The following is a 16,978-nucleotide window of genomic DNA, read 5'->3' on the forward strand; positions in this document are numbered from 1 at the left end:
AATGGTCGATCAGCAAGGCGCCGAACAGCAGCGAAAGATGCCAGATCGAGAAGCGGAAGGTCTTGCGGGCCAGCAATTCGCTGTAGCCGCGCCAGAGTTTCCAGGCCCGGGCGATGAACAGCGCGCCTCGGCCAGCGCCGCGTCGATCAGGCCGGCCGGGCCGCAGACCTGCAGCGCCGTGTCCGGCGGCTGGGCGGCCAGCAGCGCGGGCAGATCCAGGCGCTGCGCCGGCTCGCCGTCGTCCAGATGGACGACCGCGTCGCCCGCGCCCGGCAGATCGCGCAGGCCGGTGCCGAAAGGCACCCGCGCCGCCGAGCGGCAGGCCAGGTGCAGCGCGAACGGCCGCGCCCCTCGCGCCAGCACCGCGGCCATCGACAGCAGCGGCGTCAGCCCGATGCCGCCGGCCAGCAGCAGCACCTTCGGTGCCTGCACGTCCAGCGGGAAGCGCGCCTTGGGCGGGCCGATCTGCAGCCGCGTCCACGGCAGCAGCAGCTCGTGCACCGCCTGCGAGCCGCCGCGCGACGCAGGCTCGCGCAGCACCGCGATGCGGTAGCGGTCCCGGTCCTGCGGGTCGCCGTAGAGCGAGTACGGCCGGATCATGCCGCCGGGCAGGAAGAGCTCGATGTGCGCGCCCGCCTCGAAGGCGGGCAGCTCGCCGCCCTCGCCGTCGACCAGATCGAGCGCGACGATGTCCTGGGCGATGCGCTCGCGGCGCTCGACGCGCACCCAGCGACGCGCCGGCAGGTTCGCCGCGCTGCTCATGCCTGCTCCGCCGCAACCAGGCGCTCGATCACGCGCCGGGCCTGCACGCCGCCGGCGTCGATGTTGAGCATCAGCAGGCGCCGCTCGGGATGCTGCTGCAGGTTGAGCTGCTGGCGCTCGAGCATCTCGCGGTCCTCGGCGAAGATGCGGCCCTGGCCTTCGCGGATGGACGCGGTCAGCTCGGCGTCCTCGCTGCGGAAGCGCCGCGCCATGCCCCAGAAGTACCAGATGCTGATCTCGGTCTCGGGCGTGATGAAGTCGGTCACCACCGAGGAGGCCTTGGCCTCGGCCGGCGCGTCGAAGCCGCCCTGGCCCGCCAGCGCCACGCCGACATCGATTAGGATCTGGCTCGGCGGCAGGAAGCGGCAGATCTGCCAGCGGTCCACCGTCGCGCTGTCGTCCAGGCCGTTGGCGCGCATCGCCATCTTCCAGAACGGCGGCGCCTGGATGCCGTTCATGAAGCGGCTGGTGACGACCTGGTCGCCCTCGGTGCGGGTGCTGCACGGTGTCTCGTCGATCTCGGGCTGGCCGATGCTGGTGGCGTGCACATAGGTCTCGTGCGTCAGGTCCATCAGGTTGTCGATCATCAGCCGGTAGTCGCAGGCGATGTGATAGAGCCCGCCGCCATGCGCCCAGCCGGGCTCGTCGACCCAGGGCAGGCGCGGCAGCGGCGTGTTCTCGGCCTGCGCGGCCTCGCCCGGCCAGACCCAGATGTAGCCGCCGTGCTCGCGCACCGCGAAGCGCTTCAGGCAGGGAAATCCGCGCACCCGCTGGCCCGGCATCGCCACCGTGCGGCCGTCGCCGCCCATCTCCAGGCCGTGGTAGCCGCAGACCAGCCGGCCGTCGCAGACCCGGCCCAAGGACAGCGGCGCGCCGCGGTGCGGGCAGAAGTCCTCGACTGCCGCGACCCGGCCGTCGGCCTCGCGCCAGAAGACCAGGGCCTCGCCGCAGATGCGGCGTCCCAGCGGCCGGCCCTCGATCTCGTCGGGCGTGGCGGCCACATACCAGGCGTTCTTCGGAAACATCGTGCGTCGCTCCTGATCCTTGTCGATCACCGTGATTCAGTATGCTGAATGATGATCTAGCGCAGGCCCGGGACCGATCGTGGTTTACCCCGACGGCCTTCAGTCGGACGATGGGAATTCCGGCAGCGGCTCCTGCACCGGTGCCGCGCTGGCCAGCAGCTTGCGCAGCAGCCGCATCAGTTCCTGCTGCTCGCCGGGCTCGAGCATGTGCATCAGCGTTGCCTGCATCGTCACCATCGGCGCGCGCAGGCTGGCCAGCAGCGTCTGGCCCTCGGGCGTCAGATAGAGCGCACGCTGGCGCCGCGCCAGCAGCTCGCGCACGATCCAGCCCTTGCGCTCCAGGCGCACCGCGGTCTCGGCGGTGGTCGAGGTGTCGAGCGCGATCTCGGCCGCCAGCGTCACCTGGTCGATGCCGGGCCGGGCCTCCAGCGCGCGCAGCACCGCGTACTGCACCGGCGTGACATCGCGGCCGAGGTTCTCGTGGAACAGCGCCACCGCGAGCTGATGCGCGCGGCGGATCAGATGGCCGGCCTGGTCGGTCAGCGCGATGTCGTCGGCAGGACCGGCAGCAGGGAAATCGGAGGTCGGGATCGTCATGGCGGCCGACACTCTAGCCCAGCCTCATCGGCTGCATCCCCGACTTCAGCCGGGCCTGCTCGATCGCGGGCATGCTGCCCTCGATCCAGTCCGCGAGATCCTGCACACGTTCGGCCACCTCGCGGCCCAGCGGCGTCAGGCTGTACTCGACATGCGGCGGCACCACCGGATGCGCCACGCGCAGCACGATCGCGTCGGCCTCCAGCGCCTGCAGCGTCTGCGCCAGCATCTTCTCGCTGACGCCGCCGATGAGGCGGCGCAGATCGCTGAAGCGGTGCGTGCCCCGGCGCAGCGCCACCAGCACCAGCACGCCCCAGCGGCTGGTCACATGGCGCAGCACCTCGCGAGAGGGGCAGGCCTCGGCAAACAGGTCGCCGCGCAGCAGCGGCTCGTCGCTGGTCGACATCGTCACTTACCTTTCCGTATGTACTTACGGAAAGTTAGACTGAAAGGCAGCATGGCGTCCATCGATTCCCGATGCCCCTGCCCTGTTTCTGGAGAAGCTCATGATCGTCATCACCGGCGCCACTGGCCAGCTCGGCCGCCTCGTCATCCAGTCGCTGCTCGAGCGCGGCGCCTCGCCTGCTTCCCTGGTCGCCGCGGTGCGCCAGCCGGCACGCGCCGCCGATCTGGCCGCGCTGGGCGTGCAGGTCCGCCAGGCCGACTACGAGCAGCCCGAGACGCTGGAGACCGCCTTCGCCGGCGCCGAGAAGGTGCTGCTGATCTCCTCGAGCGAGCTGGGCCGCCGCGCCGCGCAGCACCGCGCGGTGATCGACGCGGCCCGCGCCGCCGGCGTGGCGCTGCTGGCCTACACCAGCGTGCTGCGCGCAGACACCTCCGAGCTGGGCCTGGCCGGCGAGCACCGCGAGACCGAGGCGATGCTGGCCGCCAGCGGCCTGCCGCATGTGGTGCTGCGCAACGGCTGGTACACCGAGAACTACCTGGCCAGCGTGCCGGCGGCGCTGCAGCATGGCGTGCTGCTGGGCAGCGCCGGCGCGGGCCGCATCGCCTCGGCCGCGCGCGCCGACTATGCGGCGGCCGCTGCCGCGGTGCTGCTGGCCCCGGCGGCCGAGCAGGCCGGCCGGGTGCACGAGCTGGCCGGTGCGCCCGCGTGGACGCTGGCCGAGTTCGCCGCCGAACTCAGTCGCCTGAGCGGCCGCGGCATTCCCTATCAGGACCTGCCGCCGGCCGAATACCAGGGCATCCTGGCCGGCGCCGGCCTGCCGGGACCGCTGGCCGAGCTGCTGGCCGACTCGGACGCCTGCGCCTCGCGCGGCGCGCTCGACGGCAGCGATGCGGCGCTGCGGGCGCTGATCGGCCGTCCGGCCACGCTTTGGACCGCTCAGCTTGCCGCCGCGCTGTCGGCCTGATCGGGTCGGGCCAGCACCTTGCCGGGATTGAGCAGGCCCTGCGGGTCGAGCGCGGCCTTGATGCGCGCCATCAGCCGCAGCTCGTGAGCGCTCTTGTAGCGCGCGACCTCCGCGACCTTGAGCTGGCCGACGCCATGCTCGGCGCTGACCGAGCCGCCCAGCGCATGCACCGCGTCATGCACGCAGGCGTAGATCTCGTCCTGCCGGGCCGCCAGCGCCTCGGCGTCGAAGCCGGGGCCGCTCAGCAGGTTGTAGTGCAGATTGCCGTCGCCCAGATGGCCGAAGGGCATGACGCGCAGACCCGCAAAGTGCTCGGCCAGCCGCGCGCCGGTCTCGCGCATGAACTGCGGAATGCGCGAGATCGGCAGCGCCACATCATGCTTCAGGCTGCGCCCGGCCTGGGCCTGCGCCAGCGTGATGCTCTCGCGCAGGTGCCAGAGCGCCCGCCCGTGCGCCAGACTCTCGGCGATGACCGCGTCCAGCGCCTCGCCCGCCTCCAGCGCCGTGCCCAGCACCGTCTCGAAGCGCTCGCGGCCGTGCTGCTCGCTCTCGGCGTCCGACATCTCCAGCAGCGCGAACCAGGGCGCCTGCGCGCCCTCGCCGGCGAAGGGCAGGCGCTGCTGCCGGAAGGTCGCGGTGACCAGGGCCAGGCAGTCGGCCGACATCAGCTCGAAGCCGGTCAGCGCGGCGCCGAAGCCCGTGCGTGCGCGCGACAGCAGGGCCAGCGCCGACTCGAGGTCCGGCACCGCCAGCATCGCGGTGCAGCGCGCCGCCGGCAGCGGATGCAGCTTCAGCGTCGCCGCGGTGATGATGCCCAGCGTGCCCTCGCTGCCGATGTAGAGATCGCGCAGGTCGTAGCCGGTGTTGTCCTTGCGCAGCCCGCGCAGGCCGTGCCAGACCTCGCCCTCGGCGTCGACCACCTCCAGGCCCAGGCAGAGCTCGCGCATGTTGCCGTAGCGCAGCACCTGGGTGCCGCCGGCATTGGTCGCCAGATTGCCGCCCACCGTGCAGCTGCCCTCGGCCGCCAGGCTCAAGGGGAAGAGGCGCCCGGCCGCCTGCGCGGCCTGCTGCACCGTCTGCAGCAGGCAGCCGGCCTCGACCGTCATCGAGTCGTTGTCGGTGTCGATCTCGCGGATGCGGTCGAGCCGAGTCAGCAGCAGCACGATCGCGCGGCCGCTGGTGTCGGGCGTGGCACCGCCGCACAGGCCGGTGTTGCCGCCCTGCGGCACGATCGGCACGCCGGCGGCGGCGCAGCAGCGCACCACCGCCGCCACCTCGGCGGTGCTGCCCGGGCGCACCACCGCCCGCGCGGCGCCGCGGAAATGGCCGCGCCAGTCGACCAGGAAGGGCGCGGCCTGCTCGCCGCCCAGCACATGGGCGGCGCCGACAAGGGCGCGCAGGCTCTGCAGGAAGTCGTCTTGGCTCATCGGCTCGGTCGGGTGCGGTTTGTATTGGTTTCAGTGGCTGGCGATCAGGCCGCCGTCGACCCGCAGCTGCGAGCCGGTGATGTAGGACGCGCCGGCGCTGGCCAGGAAGGCCACCGCGTGGGCGAATTCGGTCGGCGTGCCGGTGCGTCCGGCCGGAATCGTGGCGCGGCTGGCCGCCTCGACCTCGGCCAGCGTGCGGCCCTCGCGCTGCGCCTTCGCGCCATCGAGCACCGTCAGCCGCGGCGTGGCGATGCGCCCGGGAATGACGATGTTGACCGTCACGCCCTCGGCGGCGACCTCGCGCGCCAGCGTCTTCGACCAGCCCACCAGCGCCATGCGCAGCGCGTTCGACAGCGCCAGATTCGGGATCGGCGCCACCGTGCCGGACGAGGTGCTGGTGATGATGCGGCCCCAGCCGCGCGCGCGCATGCCCGGCAACACGCCGGCGCTGATCGCCATCACCGAGGCCACCATCGCACGGAACTGCGCCTCGAGCTGCGCGGCGTCGAAATGGCTCGCCGGCGTCGGTGGCGGCCCGCCGGTGTTGTTGAACAGGATGTCGATCGTGCCGGCTTCGGCCTCGATCGCGGCCAGATGGCCGGGCACCGCGTCCAGATCGCCGAGATCCCAGACGCGCGCGGTGGCGGTGGCGCCGATCGCCTGCAGCCGCGCGAGCGTGGCCTGCAGCGGGCCGGCGCTGCGCCCGGCGGCGACGATGCGCACGCCCTCGCGCGCCAGCGCCTCGCAGACCGCCGAGCCCAGGCCGCCGCCTGCGCCGAGAACGAGCGCGGTGCGCCCGGAAATGCCGTAGTCCATGGTGTTGTGTGGGCGTCGATGCGCCGTGCGGGTCTCTGGTCGTGCTCAGTCCGACATGATGCCGCCGTCATGCACCAGCCGCTGCCAGCGGGTGATCTCCCGGGCCAGCAGCTGCGCATGGGCTTCGGCGCCGGCCGGCGGCAGGGTCAGGCCATCGGCCTGCATCGCACGCTGCATCTCGGTCGAGGCCATCACCCGGCGCAGCGCCGCCTCCAGCCGCTCGACCACCGGCGCCGGCGTGCCGCGCGCCACCATCAGGCCGGACCAGCTCAGCACCTCGAAGCCGGGCAGGCCGCTCTCGGCCAGCGTCGACACTTCGGGCAGCAGCGGGTGGCGCCGTGCGCTGCTGACCGCCAGCGCGCGCACCCTGCCGGCGCGCAGATCGGCCAGCGCGCTGTCGAGATTGACGAACAGCAGGGCGACCCGGCCATCGATCAGATCCTGCAGCAGCCGTCCGCCGCCCCGGTAGGGCTGGCCGGCCAGCGGCAGCGCGCTGCATCCGGGCTGGGTCATCGGGCAGCGGGCCGCCTCGCGGCGCAGCAGCTCCATCGCCATGTGGCCGGACGAGGCGGGGGTGTAGGCGTACTGGATCGGGTCGGGCCGACGGCGCGCCTCGGCGATCAGGTCCTCGAGCCGGCGCAGCGGCGAGTCGGCCCGCACCAGCAGCACATTGGCACCGACATGCAGCAGTCCCAGCGCGATCAGGTCCCGGCGCGAGTCGTAGCCCGGTGGCGCAGGCAAGGCATGCGCGATCGCGTTCTGGCCGATGCCGCCGAGGATCAGGGTGTAGCCGTCGGCCGGCTGGCGCAGGGCCTGCGCCACGCCGACACTGCCACCTCCGCCGCCGATGTTGTCGACCAGGATGCGCTGGCCGATCTCGCGGCCGAGCAGATCGGCCGCGCGCCGGCCGATGCGGTCGCTGGTGCCGCCGACCGGAAAGGGCACCACCAAGCGCAGCGGCTCGCGCTCCGGCCAGACCGCTTCGCCGCCCTGGGGCTGCGCATGCACCGCCATCGTCGCCAGGGGCGACAGCAGCGACAGCGCATGCAGTTTCAGACAGCCACTCAGACAGGCACGACGGCGCACGGACAGCTCCGGCAGATGGGGCTGTCGATGCTAGCTGGAACCCGGAAGTATCAGATCGACCGTCCGGGGGACGCTGCCGTCTTTCCTGTCTTCAGACCGCCTCCGGCAGGCCGCTGCGCAGCGAGCGGGTGATCGCCAGGCCGATGCGGGTGGCCTCCAGCGCGTCCGACAGCGTCAGCGTCAGTGCCCTTTCTCCGCGGCAGGCGGCCACGAAGTCGACCATCTCCAGCGCGAAGGCCTCGCGGAAGCGCTCGAAGAAGTCGGGCAGCACCTCGTGGTGCACGCCCGCGGCGCTGCGGCGCTCGATGCGGTCGCGCGCCGCGCCGAAGCCGACCTGCAGCGTGCCCTCGGTGCCGATCACCTCGGTGGTGGTCTCGTGGCCGTGCGGCAGCGTGCGGCTGGCGTAGAAGACGGCGCGCGCGCCGCCCTCGAACTCGACGATGGCCAGGCCGTTGTCGACGTCGCCGCAGTCGGCCAGACCCGGGTGCAGCGCGATGGTGCCGCTGGCGAAGGCCCGCAGCGCCTTCGGCCGGCCCAGCATCCAGCGCGCCAGGTCGATGTCGTGGACGCTGCAGTCCATGAAGATGCCGCCCGAGGTCGGCGCGAAGCGCACGAAGAAGCCCTGCGGATCGTTGCGGTCGCAGGTCTGCGAGCGCACCAGGAAGGGCCGGCCGATGCGGCCCGCCTCGATGTCCTCGGCGGCGCGGCGGTAGCTGGGGTCGAAGCGGCGCACGAAGCCGACCATCGCGACCTGCTGCGGATGCTCGGCCGCGACCGCCAGCACCCGCTCGCAGTCCTCGACGTTCAGGGCCAGCGGCTTCTCGACGAAGACATGCTTGCCGGCGCGCAAGGCGGCGATGCTCTGGTCGGCGTGCAGCGAGGTCGGCGTGACCAGCACCACCGCGTCGATGGCGGGGTCGTCGACGAAGGCCGCGAAGTCGGCGTGCAGGTGCTCGGGCGCGATGCCGAACTCGGCGGCGGCCAGCTCCAGCTCGGCGGCGACCGGGCTGCAGGCCGCGACCAGCTCGACATGGCGGGTCGAGAAGGCCAGCGCCTCGGCGTGGCGGCGGCCCAGCCGGCCCAGGCCGGCGATGCCGACGCGCAGCTTGGCTGCGGATGCGGGGGGGCTCATCGGTGTGCTTTCCGGGGTGCGGCCTTGGGGATCAGAGCTTGACCGGCTGGCCGCTGGCGGCGCTCTCGGCGGCGGCGTCGGCCAGGATCTGCGCCTTCACGCCGTCATGCACCGTGGTGCGGAAGGCGGCGCCCGTCTGCAGGCACTCGAAGAAATGCTCGATCTCCAGGCGGTAGGCGGCGGCGTAGCGCTGCAGGAAGAAGGCTTCCGGCTTGTCGGCCCGGATGCCGCTGGCGTCCCACTGGCGCACTTCGCTGGGCGCGTGGTTGCCGGCCTGCAGCATGCCGTCGGACCCCAGCACCTCGAAGCGCTGGTCGTAGCCGTAGGCGGCGCGGCGGGTGGTGTTGATCTGGCACAGACGCCCCTGCTTCGTGCGGATCGTCACGGCGGTCGAGTCGAAGTCGCCGGCCTCGCCCACGGCCGGATCGGTCAGCACCGAGCCGGTGGCGCTCAGCCACGCGGCCTCGTCGCCGTCGCCACAGAGAATCCAGCGGAACACGTCGAAGTCGTGGATCAGCATGTCGCGGAAGATGCCGCCCGAGCCCTTGATGTATTCGACCGGCGGCGCACCGGGGTCGCGGCTGGTGATGACCAGCATCTCGGGGTTGCCGATCTCGCCGGCGTCGATGCGGCGGCGCACCTCGTTGAAGGTCGGGTCGAAGCGGCGCTGGAAGCCGATCATGCAGGCCACGCCGGCGGCGCGCACCTTCTCGCCGCACTCGACCGCACGCGGCACCGACAGGTCGACCGGCTTCTCGCAGAAGATGTGCTTGCCGGCGGCGGCCGCGCGGGTGATCAGGTCGGAATGGGTGCTGGTGGGCGAGCCGATGACGACCGCATCGATCGAGGGATCGAGCAGCGCGTCGTCCATCGTGGCGACCTGCGCGCCGAGCTGCTGCGCGAGCTGCGCGGCGCTGTCGCCGAACGGGTCGCAGACGTACTTGAGGCTGACGCCGGGCAGACGGGCGAGGTTGCCGGCGTGGATGCGGCCGATGCGGCCGGCGCCGAAGACGGCGACGTTCTTCATGGATGGATCTCCGGGGGCGGAACAGGGCGGAACGGGCTGGGGCAAGGCGGGTCGCCGTGGCTGATGGCTCGGGACCGCGTGCGTTGCGGGTGACTATAGCGGCGAACCCTCGGCAATGAAAATGAATTTTCATTGGTGTTTTCCATTGGAAAAGTGTTTCGTGTCGCCGATGACCCTTCAATGACCATTTCAGGTCAATGCAGGCGGCCCGCAGGGGGATTGCGGCTTCTAGAGTCCGATCCGCCCCCAACGCAAGGAGACTGTCCATGAGCACCCCGATCCACTTCGCCATCAACCGCATCAGCGCCCCGCGTCTGGGCTTTGCCGAGTTCGCCGCGATGTCGCGCCGCCTGGGCGTGAGCGCCATCGAGATCCGCAACGACCTGCCCGGCGTGGAGCTGCGCGACGGCATGCCCGCCAGCGATGTCGGTGCGATCGCCCAGGCGCACGGCCTGACGATCCGCTCGATCAACGCGCTCTACCCCTTCGACGTCTTCAACGCCGAGCGCGCCGCGCAGGCCACCGAGCTGGCCCGCTACGCCCAGGCCTGCGGCGCCGAGGCGCTGGTGATGTGCCCGCTCAACAGCCTGGAAGACCGCCGCAGCACCGAGGAGCGCCACGCCGATCTGGTCGCCGCGCTGCGCGGCCTGCGCCCGATCCTGCAGGCGCACGGCCTGGTCGGCCTGGTCGAGCCTCTGGGCTTCGAGGAATGCTCGCTGCGCCACAAGTCGGTGGCGGTGCGCGCGATCGAGGAAGTCGGCCACGACGGCACCTTCCTGCTGGTGCACGACACCTTCCACCACCACCTGGCCGGCGAGGACGCCTTCTATCCCGAGTACACCGGCCTGGTGCATGTGTCGGGTGTCGAGGACGCGGGCCTGGGCGTGAACCAGATGCGCGACGGCCACCGCGTGCTGGTCGGCCAGGACGACCGCCTGGGCAACCTGCCGCAGCTGCGCCGCCTGCTCGACCTGGGCTACACCGGCTTCGTCTCCTTCGAGCCCTTCGCCGAGTCGGTCGCCGCCGCCACCGACATCGAGGCCCAGCTGGCCGCCAGCATGGCGCACCTGCGCGACGGCGTCGCCTCGCTTGCCACCTCGGCCTGAGCCGTGGCATGAAGGCGGGATGAGCGTGTCCATTCCTTCTCCCGCCCCGGCGGCGCCGCGGCGCAAGCGCAGCGCGCGCTTCGTCGAGATCGCCGCCGTCGCCGGCGTCAGCGAAACCACCGTCAACCGGGTGCTCAACGAGCGCGGCAGCGTCTCGCCCGAGACCCGCGCGCGGGTGATCGCCGCGGCGCGCCAGCTCGGCGTGCCGCGGGTGCTGCCCGATCCGCGCCACGGCCTGACCCGCTTCGACGTGGTGATGGCGCGCAGCACCACGCCCTATGCGCACCGGCTGGACCTGGCGCTGCAGCGCATCCAGCAGATGCTCGACCCGCGCATCCTGATCCACCGCCACATCGTCGACGGCGACGACGAGCGCCGGGTGCTGGAGCTGCTGGCCGGCAGCGCGCACCGGCGCGACGGCCTGATCGTGGCGCTGCGCGACAGCCCGGCGGTGCGCGCGGCGCTGCAGCAGCAGCTCGCGCGCGGCGTGCCGGTGGTGGCGCTGATGAGCGGCATCGGCGCGCTCGAGGGCGTGCGCTATGCCGGCATCGACAATGTCTCGGCCGGGCGCACCGCCGGGCATTTCCTGGCCCGGCTGGCGCGGCGCCTGCCCGGGCGGGTGCTGATCCTGACCCACCGGCTGGATTTCCGCGCCCATGCCGAGCGGGTGCGCGGCTGCCAGCAGGCGCTGGCCGAGCGCCAGCCGCAGCTGCAGGCGCTGGCGCCGGTGGAGTGCGGCGACGATCCCGCGCTGGCGCGCATCGCGCTGGAGGCGGCGCTGCAGGACGCGCGCCGCGACGGCGTGCCGCTGGTCGGGCTCTATCACAGCGGCGCCGGCTCCGACGGGCTGGCGAGGGTGCTGCGTCAGCTGACCCCACCGGAGCGCCCGGTCTGGATCGGCCACGAGCTCAGCGACGAGCACCGTCCGCTGCTGCGCCTGGGGCTGATGGATCTGGTGATCGATCAGGACCCGGACGGCCAGGTCGCCGCCAGCCTGCACCATCTGCTGCACGCCACCGGCCATGTCGAGCAGACCGGGCCCGGTGCGCCCAACGAGTTCCGCCTGTTCGGCCCGGAGAATCTGCCCGGCGAGGGCTCCTACCTGGATGCGCCGCTGAAGGCGCCGGTCGAGCGGCTTCAGGCCAGCGGATCGGTGCCGCCGCGTGCCGCGAGCGTCGTCGGCCGGTAGGACAGCTCCAGCCGGAAGGCCAGCGCGACGAACAGGCTCTGCGCCAGGCCCATCGTCGCGGTCAGCGAGCGGAAGCCGAAGGTCGCGCTGTCCTGCACCAGCAGCGTCGCGGCCGCCTCGCGCGCCAGCGGGCTCATGCGGCTGTCGGTGATGGCGATCAGCTGCGCGCCGCGCTCGACCGCCTGCTGCGCCACCTGCATCGTCTCTTCGGCGTAGGGCGCGTAGGAGATCGCGATCATCACGTCGCCCGGGCGCACCGAGCGCATCTGGCCCTCGTGCATGCTGCCCAGTGCGGTGACCAGGCCGATGCGCTTGTCGGTGTGCTGCAGCGCGTAGTCGAGGTAGACCGCCGCGGGGAAGGAGCGCCGCGAGCCCGCGATCCAGATCGCGTCGGCCTGCACCATCAGGTCGATCGCGCGCGAGAAGGCCTCCTCGTCGAGCGACTGCTGCAGCTCCTGCATGCCGGCGATGCTGCCGCGCAGGAACTCGTGCGCGATCTCCGCCTCGCTCAGGCTGCCCGAGCCGGACTCGATGACGTCGCGCAGCCGGCGGCTGTAGTTGCGGCTCGGCGCGATCTGCTCTGACAGGCCCTGGCGGAAGAGCCGCTGCATCTCGGTGAAGCCGCTGAAGCCGAAGTGCTTGGCGAAGCGCACCACCGCCGAGGGCTGCACCCCGCACTGCGCCGCCACGTCTTGGATGCCCTCCAGCCCCAGGTGATCGCGGTGCGCCTCGACATGGCGCGCGATCAGCTTGAGCTGGCGGCTGAGCTGCTCGTATTCCGTGGTGATGCGGTGAAGGAAGGCGGCCACATCGGTCGGCGGCGGCATCGGGGCGGCGGTCATGGTCGCTGGACTTTCTTCGTCGGAGTGCATCGATGCTGCATCGTCCTCAATCTGGCGGGGAAAAAGAACAATGGTTTCCCTTGGTGGTTTCGGTGGAAACGGGTTTCCTTTTCAGAGGCTCTCCGGCGTCCAGGTCTCGATCGGAACCACGAGGGAGGTGGGGGTGGCACCGATGCCCTCGGTCGCTTCCGCCATGCGACGCACCAGACGGGACGCCAGCAGCGGCCGCGGGATCGACAGCACCGCCTGCAGCTCGCCGCCCATCAGGCCGGCACGCGTCTGTGCCGTCAGATCGTGAGCGACCCCGACCGGCAGCACCAGATCCGGATCATCGCGGCGCGCCTCGCGCAGCGCCGCCAGCACGCCCTCGATGCCACCGCCATCGACATAGAAGCCGCGCAGGTCAGGATGACGCCGCAGCAGCGCGTGCATGCCTTCGGCGGCCAGCGCCGGGCTGTCGAGCGTCATCATCGGCTCGAGCACCTCGAAGCGCGGCGCATGCTCGCGCACGAAGGATCGGAAGCTCATCTCCGCCAGTTCCTGGCACTGGAAGCGGTGGGTTCCCACGAAGATGGCGACACGGCCGGGCTCGCGCGCCAGCCGGGTGATGAACCAGGCCGCACTGCGGCCGATGCGTCGCGAGTCCGGTCCGGCAAAGCCGGCGCGCAGCGGCGTGCTCAGGTCGCTGAGCAGCGCGAACACCGGCACGCCGCGCTCGTGCAGCTGCTCGACCGCCTCGCCGATCCGGGGATGATCGGCAGCGACCACCGCCAGCGCATCGACCCCGGCGCCCAGCGCGAGCATCCGTGCCGCGACCGATTCGGCCGACAGGTCCTCCATGTACTCGATGCGGGCCTGGCCGCGGATCGAGGGCTCGGCCTCGACGGCGGCTTCCAGCTCGCGGCCGAGCGCACGGTAGAAGCTCGAGCCCGGAAACAGCAGCAGGAAGCCCAGCGTGCGGCGAGGTCGCTGGCCCCGGGTGCGCTGCTCGATGACGCCGCTGGCACGGAATCCCAGCCGCTCCGCAGCCTCGCGCACCCGCTCCGCGGTGTCGGAGCGCACCGGTGCACGCGCATTGAGCAGCCGGTCGACGGTCGACAGGCTGACGCCGGCCGCGCGGGCCACCGCCTCCAGCGTGATCCGGCGCCCCGGGGTCAACCCTGACATGAAGCTCTCATCCTTTCATCAGGTGATGAAAGTCTATGACAGTTTTCATGTCGACCAATGAATGGAAATTGATTTCCGAAGGCAGGATGAGCCCTGTTCGCTGCCGGCCACCTGGCTGTCCGGCCCCTTGCCCTCCTGCCGAGAAAGACTGGCCATGACCATGAAGATCACCGGCGCCCCCTGCAGCTGGGGCGTCGACGACCCGAAGAATCCGCATCTGCCGCCCTGGAGCCGGGTGCTCGACGAGGCGCGCGAGGCCGGCTACGCCGGCCTGGAACTCGGCCCCTACGGCTACATGCCGCTTGACGCCGGCGTGCTCGGCGCCGAACTGGACCGCCGCGGCCTGAGCCTGGTGGCGGGAACGATCTTCGACGACCTGGTCTCGCCCGCCAACCTGCCGGCGCTGCTGCGCCAGGCCGACGAGATCGGCGCGCTGCTCAAGGCGCTGCCCTCGCCCGAGCCGCTGCCGGGCCAGCGCCAGGCCACGCCCTATCTGGTCATCATCGACTGGGGCCACCGCGAGCGCGATCTGGCCGCCGGCCGCTCGGACGCCGCGCCGCGCCTGTCGGACGCCGACTGGGCGCGCATGGTCGACCACATCCGCCAGATCGCCGACCTGGCGCGCGAGCGCCACGGCATCCGCAGCGTCATCCATCCGCATGCGGGCGGCCATATCGAGTTCGCCGACGAGATCCGCCGCATCGCTGCCGACATTCCCGACGCCACCGCGGGCCTGTGCCTGGACACCGGTCACCTGCACTACTCGGGCATGGACCCGGCGGCGTGGCTGCGCGAGTTCGCCCACCGGCTGGATTACGTGCATTTCAAGGACGTCGACGCGGCGCGTCACCGCGAGGTGCTCTCCGGAGCGCCGGTGCCCTTCTTCGAGGCCTGCGCGCGCGGCGTGATGTGCCCGATCGGCCAGGGCGCGCTCGACTATGGCCGCATCCGCGCCACGCTCCAGGACATCGGCTACCAGGGCTACATCACCGTCGAGCAGGAGCGCGATCCACGCCATGCCGACACCAGCCTGCGCGACGTGCGCCTGAGCCGCGAGCACCTGCGCTCGATCGGCTTCCAGTGAGCCGCCCCCCAAGGAGACACCCATGATCCACGGTGAACTGGAACTCGCCGCCCCGCTGCGCTGGGGCATGGTCGGCGGCGGCCGCGGCAGCCAGATCGGCTACATCCACCGCTCGGCGGCGCTGCGCGATGGCCATTTCCGGCTGGTGGCCGGCGCCTTCGACATCGACCCGGCGGCGGGCCGCGACTTCGGCCAGCGCCTGGGCGTGGCCCCCGAGCGCTGCTATGAGAGCTACCGCTCGATGTTCGAGGTCGAGACACGCCGCCCCGACGGTCTGCAGGCTGTCTCGATCGCCACGCCGAACGGCACGCACTTCGAGATCTGCAAGGCCGCGCTGGAGGCCGGCCTGCATGTGGTGTGCGAGAAGCCGCTGTGCTTCACCACCGCCGAGGCGCTGGAGCTGCAGGCGCTGGCCCAGGCGCGCCGGCGGGTGCTGGGCGTGACCTACGGCTACGCCGGCCACCAGCTGATCGAGGAGGCGCGCGCGCGCATCGCCGCCGGCGAGCTGGGCGAGATCCGCATCGTGCAGATGCAGTTCGCCCACGGCTTCCACTGCGCGCCGGCCGAGCGCGACAGTGCTGCCGCCCGCTGGCGGGTCGATCCGAAGATGGCGGGCCCCAGCTATGTGCTGGGCGACGTCGGCACGCACCCCCTCTACCTTTCGGAGGTGATGCTGCCCGAGCTGGAGATCGACGAGCTGCTGTGCTCGCGCCAGAGCTTCGTTCCCGGCCGTGCGCCGCTGGAGGACAACGCCTTCACGATCATGAAGTACACCAGCGGCGCGGTCGGCTATGTCTGGTCGTGCGCGGTCAACGCCGGCTCGATGCACGGGCAGAAGATCCGCGTCATCGGCAGCCGCGCCAGCCTGGAGTGGTGGGACGAGCAGCCCAACCAGCTGCGGCTGGAGGTGCAGGGCGAGCCGGTGCGCATTCTCGAGCGCGGCATGGGCTACCTGGACACGGCCGCGCGGGCCGAGGATCGTATCGGCGGCGGCCACCCCGAGGGCCTGTTCGAGGCCTGGAGCAACCTCTACCGCCGCTTTGCGCTGGCGATGGACGCCACCGACCGGGGCGACACTGCACGCTTGGCCGGGCTGCGCTATCCGGACGTGCACGCCGGCGTGCACGGCGTGCGCTGGGTGGAGCGCTGCGTGCAGTCGGCCGACCAGGGCGGGGTCTGGGTGCGCTGGCACGAATGAGGCGCACGCGGCCGGGGTGACCAGATCTGGTCCACGCTGGAATGGAAATCCATTTCCATTCTGGCGATGCTTGAGCCCGCTGTTCACCCCCTACGCGACCCCCGCGAACCCCCAAGGAGACATCATGACCCTGCGTATCGGCATCATCGGCTGCGGCGGCATCGGCCAGGAACACGCCCGTCGGCTGCACTTCAAGCTGGCTGGCGCCCAGGTCGTCGCCATCAACGACATCAACCTCGCTGCGGCGACGCAGTTCTCGGAGATGTCGGGCATCCAGGCCCGCGTGCTCGACAGCCATCAGGCCGTCATCGACGCGCCGGACGTGGATGCGCTGGTCGTGGCCTCCTGGGGCCCGGCGCACGAGGAGCAGGTGCTGGCCTGCATCAAGGCGGGCAAGCCGGTCTTCTGCGAGAAGCCGCTGGCCGTCACCGCCGAGGGCGCGCGCCGCATCGTCGACGCCGAGGTCCAGGCCGGGAAGAAGCTGGTGCAGGTCGGCTTCATGCGCCGCTATGACGCCGGCTACCGCGCGCTGAAGGCCACGCTGGACGCCGGTACCGTCGGCGACGCGCTGCTGGTGCACGCCGCCCACCGCAACCCGGCGGTGCCGGAGATGTATGTCGGCGACATGAGCATCACCGACACCTTCATCCACGAGATCGACGTCTTCCGCTGGCTGCTGAACGACGACTACGTCTCGGTGCAGGTCATCGAGGGCCGCAAGACCCGCAACGCCCACGCCGGCCTGCACGACCCGATCACCGTGCTGCTGGAGACCCGCCAGGGCATCCGCATCGACACCGAGATCTATGTCGCCTGCCGCTTCGGCTACGACATTCAGTGCCATGTCGTCGGCGAGACCGGCGTGGCCAGCCTGCCCGAGCCGATGAGCGTGCCGCTGCGCTCGAACGCGCGCCAGGGCTCCGGCATCCTGATGGACTGGAAGCTGCGCTTCATCGACAGCTACGACGTCGAGCTGCAGGACTGGATCGAGGCCACCGTGCGTGGTGAAGTCAACGGCCCCGATGCCTGGGACGGCTATGTCGCCAGCGTCACCGCCGAGGCCTGCATCGAGGCCCGCAAGACCAAGCAGATCCTGCCGATCGCGCTGCCCGAGCGCCCGGCCTTCTACGCGCGCCAGGGCTGAGGGTGT

The 16,978-nt window shown here is 71.6% G+C and carries 16 protein-coding genes and 1 pseudogene; 6 read left to right on the top strand and 11 right to left on the bottom strand.

The features are described from left to right. From HZU84_RS08800 to HZU84_RS08815, 4 genes and pseudogenes are all read right to left on the bottom strand, one after another. Positions 1–127, bottom strand: a pseudogene (locus HZU84_RS08800) (heme o synthase); the annotation flags it as partial. A gap of 631 nt (positions 128–758) precedes the next feature. After that, positions 759–1,787 carry an aromatic ring-hydroxylating oxygenase subunit alpha gene (locus HZU84_RS08805; protein WP_149505764.1) on the bottom strand — a complete coding sequence of 343 codons (1,029 nt, stop codon included), beginning with the start codon at positions 1,785–1,787 and terminating at the stop codon, positions 759–761. A gap of 99 nt (positions 1,788–1,886) precedes the next feature. After that, entirely contained in the window at positions 1,887–2,384 is a 498-nt protein-coding gene (locus tag HZU84_RS08810) for a MarR family winged helix-turn-helix transcriptional regulator (protein ID WP_149505709.1), read from the bottom strand. A 13-nt stretch (positions 2,385–2,397) separates the two neighbouring features. Next, entirely contained in the window at positions 2,398–2,790 is a 393-nt protein-coding gene (locus HZU84_RS08815) for a winged helix-turn-helix transcriptional regulator (RefSeq protein ID WP_149505763.1), read from the bottom strand. 100 nt (positions 2,791–2,890) lie between these two features. Between HZU84_RS08815 and HZU84_RS08820 the strand changes: the two genes are divergently transcribed. Then, complete coding sequence (locus HZU84_RS08820) at positions 2,891–3,754, top strand: SDR family oxidoreductase (protein ID WP_149505708.1); 864 nt, start codon at positions 2,891–2,893, stop codon at positions 3,752–3,754. Here HZU84_RS08820 and HZU84_RS08825 read toward each other — a convergent pair. From HZU84_RS08825 to iolG, 5 genes are all read right to left on the bottom strand, one after another. After that, entirely contained in the window at positions 3,727–5,181 is a 1,455-nt protein-coding gene (locus tag HZU84_RS08825; protein ID WP_149505707.1) for an FAD-binding oxidoreductase, read from the bottom strand. The two genes, HZU84_RS08820 and HZU84_RS08825, sit on opposite strands and share 28 nt — an antisense overlap. Before the next feature lie 30 nt (positions 5,182–5,211). Beyond that, positions 5,212–5,997 carry an SDR family oxidoreductase gene (locus tag HZU84_RS08830; RefSeq protein ID WP_149505706.1) on the bottom strand — a complete coding sequence of 262 codons (786 nt, stop codon included), beginning with the start codon at positions 5,995–5,997 and terminating at the stop codon, positions 5,212–5,214. Between the two features lie 45 nt (positions 5,998–6,042). Next, positions 6,043–7,083, bottom strand: coding sequence for a Bug family tripartite tricarboxylate transporter substrate binding protein (locus HZU84_RS08835; protein ID WP_149505705.1), 1,041 nt, complete (start codon positions 7,081–7,083; stop codon positions 6,043–6,045). A 91-nt stretch (positions 7,084–7,174) separates the two neighbouring features. Then, the gene (locus HZU84_RS08840; protein ID WP_149505704.1) at positions 7,175–8,215 is read right to left on the bottom strand and encodes a Gfo/Idh/MocA family oxidoreductase; all 1,041 of its coding nucleotides are present in this window, start codon (positions 8,213–8,215) and stop codon (positions 7,175–7,177) included. Between the two features lie 31 nt (positions 8,216–8,246). After that, positions 8,247–9,242 carry an inositol 2-dehydrogenase gene (gene iolG / locus HZU84_RS08845; protein ID WP_149505703.1) on the bottom strand — a complete coding sequence of 332 codons (996 nt, stop codon included), beginning with the start codon at positions 9,240–9,242 and terminating at the stop codon, positions 8,247–8,249. A 266-nt stretch (positions 9,243–9,508) separates the two neighbouring features. Between iolG and HZU84_RS08850 the strand changes: the two genes are divergently transcribed. Both HZU84_RS08850 and HZU84_RS08855 read left to right on the top strand, forming a co-directional pair. After that, positions 9,509–10,348 (top strand): TIM barrel protein, encoded by an 840-nt coding sequence (locus HZU84_RS08850; protein WP_149505702.1) that lies wholly within the window; start codon positions 9,509–9,511, stop codon positions 10,346–10,348. Positions 10,349–10,373: 25 nt separating this feature from the next. Then, positions 10,374–11,537 carry a LacI family DNA-binding transcriptional regulator gene (locus tag HZU84_RS08855; RefSeq protein ID WP_244954572.1) on the top strand — a complete coding sequence of 388 codons (1,164 nt, stop codon included), beginning with the start codon at positions 10,374–10,376 and terminating at the stop codon, positions 11,535–11,537. Here the strand turns inward: HZU84_RS08855 and HZU84_RS08860 are convergent. Next, positions 11,486–12,379 carry a MurR/RpiR family transcriptional regulator gene (locus HZU84_RS08860; protein WP_149505700.1) on the bottom strand — a complete coding sequence of 298 codons (894 nt, stop codon included), beginning with the start codon at positions 12,377–12,379 and terminating at the stop codon, positions 11,486–11,488. The two genes, HZU84_RS08855 and HZU84_RS08860, sit on opposite strands and share 52 nt — an antisense overlap. A 111-nt stretch (positions 12,380–12,490) precedes the next feature. Next, positions 12,491–13,546, bottom strand: coding sequence for a LacI family DNA-binding transcriptional regulator (locus HZU84_RS08865; protein WP_149505699.1), 1,056 nt, complete (start codon positions 13,544–13,546; stop codon positions 12,491–12,493). Positions 13,547–13,700: 154 nt separating this feature from the next. On the opposite strand from HZU84_RS08865, the gene HZU84_RS08870 reads away from it, so the two are divergent. The 3 genes from HZU84_RS08870 to HZU84_RS08880 all read left to right on the top strand — a co-directional run bounded on the left by HZU84_RS08870 (position 13,701) and on the right by HZU84_RS08880 (position 16,972). Beyond that, complete coding sequence (locus tag HZU84_RS08870) at positions 13,701–14,630, top strand: TIM barrel protein (RefSeq protein WP_149505698.1); 930 nt, start codon at positions 13,701–13,703, stop codon at positions 14,628–14,630. A gap of 22 nt (positions 14,631–14,652) precedes the next feature. Next, positions 14,653–15,828, top strand: coding sequence for a Gfo/Idh/MocA family protein (locus HZU84_RS08875; protein ID WP_149505697.1), 1,176 nt, complete (start codon positions 14,653–14,655; stop codon positions 15,826–15,828). A gap of 124 nt (positions 15,829–15,952) precedes the next feature. Beyond that, on the top strand, positions 15,953–16,972 hold the full coding sequence (locus tag HZU84_RS08880) for a Gfo/Idh/MocA family protein (RefSeq protein WP_149505696.1): 1,020 nt from the start codon (positions 15,953–15,955) through the stop codon (positions 16,970–16,972). The last annotated feature ends 6 nt before the right edge of the window (positions 16,973–16,978 follow it).

Source organism: Sphaerotilus sulfidivorans (genome assembly GCF_013426975.1).
In the GTDB taxonomy this organism is placed as follows: domain Bacteria; phylum Pseudomonadota; class Gammaproteobacteria; order Burkholderiales; family Burkholderiaceae_C; genus Sphaerotilus; species Sphaerotilus sulfidivorans.

Excerpts from the sequence above, each read along its gene's own strand:
- HZU84_RS08805 (WP_149505764.1), bottom strand. The coding sequence starts at position 1,787 with ATGTTTCCGAAGAACGCCTGGTATGTGGCCGCCACGCCCGACGAGATC.
- HZU84_RS08810 (WP_149505709.1), bottom strand. The coding sequence starts at position 2,384 with ATGACGATCCCGACCTCCGATTTCCCTGCTGCCGGTCCTGCCGACGAC.
- HZU84_RS08815 (WP_149505763.1), bottom strand. The coding sequence starts at position 2,790 with ATGTCGACCAGCGACGAGCCGCTGCTGCGCGGCGACCTGTTTGCCGAG.
- HZU84_RS08820 (WP_149505708.1), top strand. The coding sequence starts at position 2,891 with ATGATCGTCATCACCGGCGCCACTGGCCAGCTCGGCCGCCTCGTCATC.
- HZU84_RS08825 (WP_149505707.1), bottom strand. The coding sequence starts at position 5,181 with ATGAGCCAAGACGACTTCCTGCAGAGCCTGCGCGCCCTTGTCGGCGCC.
- HZU84_RS08830 (WP_149505706.1), bottom strand. The coding sequence starts at position 5,997 with ATGGACTACGGCATTTCCGGGCGCACCGCGCTCGTTCTCGGCGCAGGC.
- HZU84_RS08840 (WP_149505704.1), bottom strand. The coding sequence starts at position 8,215 with ATGAGCCCCCCCGCATCCGCAGCCAAGCTGCGCGTCGGCATCGCCGGC.
- iolG (WP_149505703.1), bottom strand. The coding sequence starts at position 9,242 with ATGAAGAACGTCGCCGTCTTCGGCGCCGGCCGCATCGGCCGCATCCAC.
- HZU84_RS08850 (WP_149505702.1), top strand. The coding sequence starts at position 9,509 with ATGAGCACCCCGATCCACTTCGCCATCAACCGCATCAGCGCCCCGCGT.
- HZU84_RS08860 (WP_149505700.1), bottom strand. The coding sequence starts at position 12,379 with ATGACCGCCGCCCCGATGCCGCCGCCGACCGATGTGGCCGCCTTCCTT.
- HZU84_RS08865 (WP_149505699.1), bottom strand. The coding sequence starts at position 13,546 with ATGTCAGGGTTGACCCCGGGGCGCCGGATCACGCTGGAGGCGGTGGCC.
- HZU84_RS08870 (WP_149505698.1), top strand. The coding sequence starts at position 13,701 with ATGACCATGAAGATCACCGGCGCCCCCTGCAGCTGGGGCGTCGACGAC.
- HZU84_RS08875 (WP_149505697.1), top strand. The coding sequence starts at position 14,653 with ATGATCCACGGTGAACTGGAACTCGCCGCCCCGCTGCGCTGGGGCATG.
- HZU84_RS08880 (WP_149505696.1), top strand. The coding sequence starts at position 15,953 with ATGACCCTGCGTATCGGCATCATCGGCTGCGGCGGCATCGGCCAGGAA.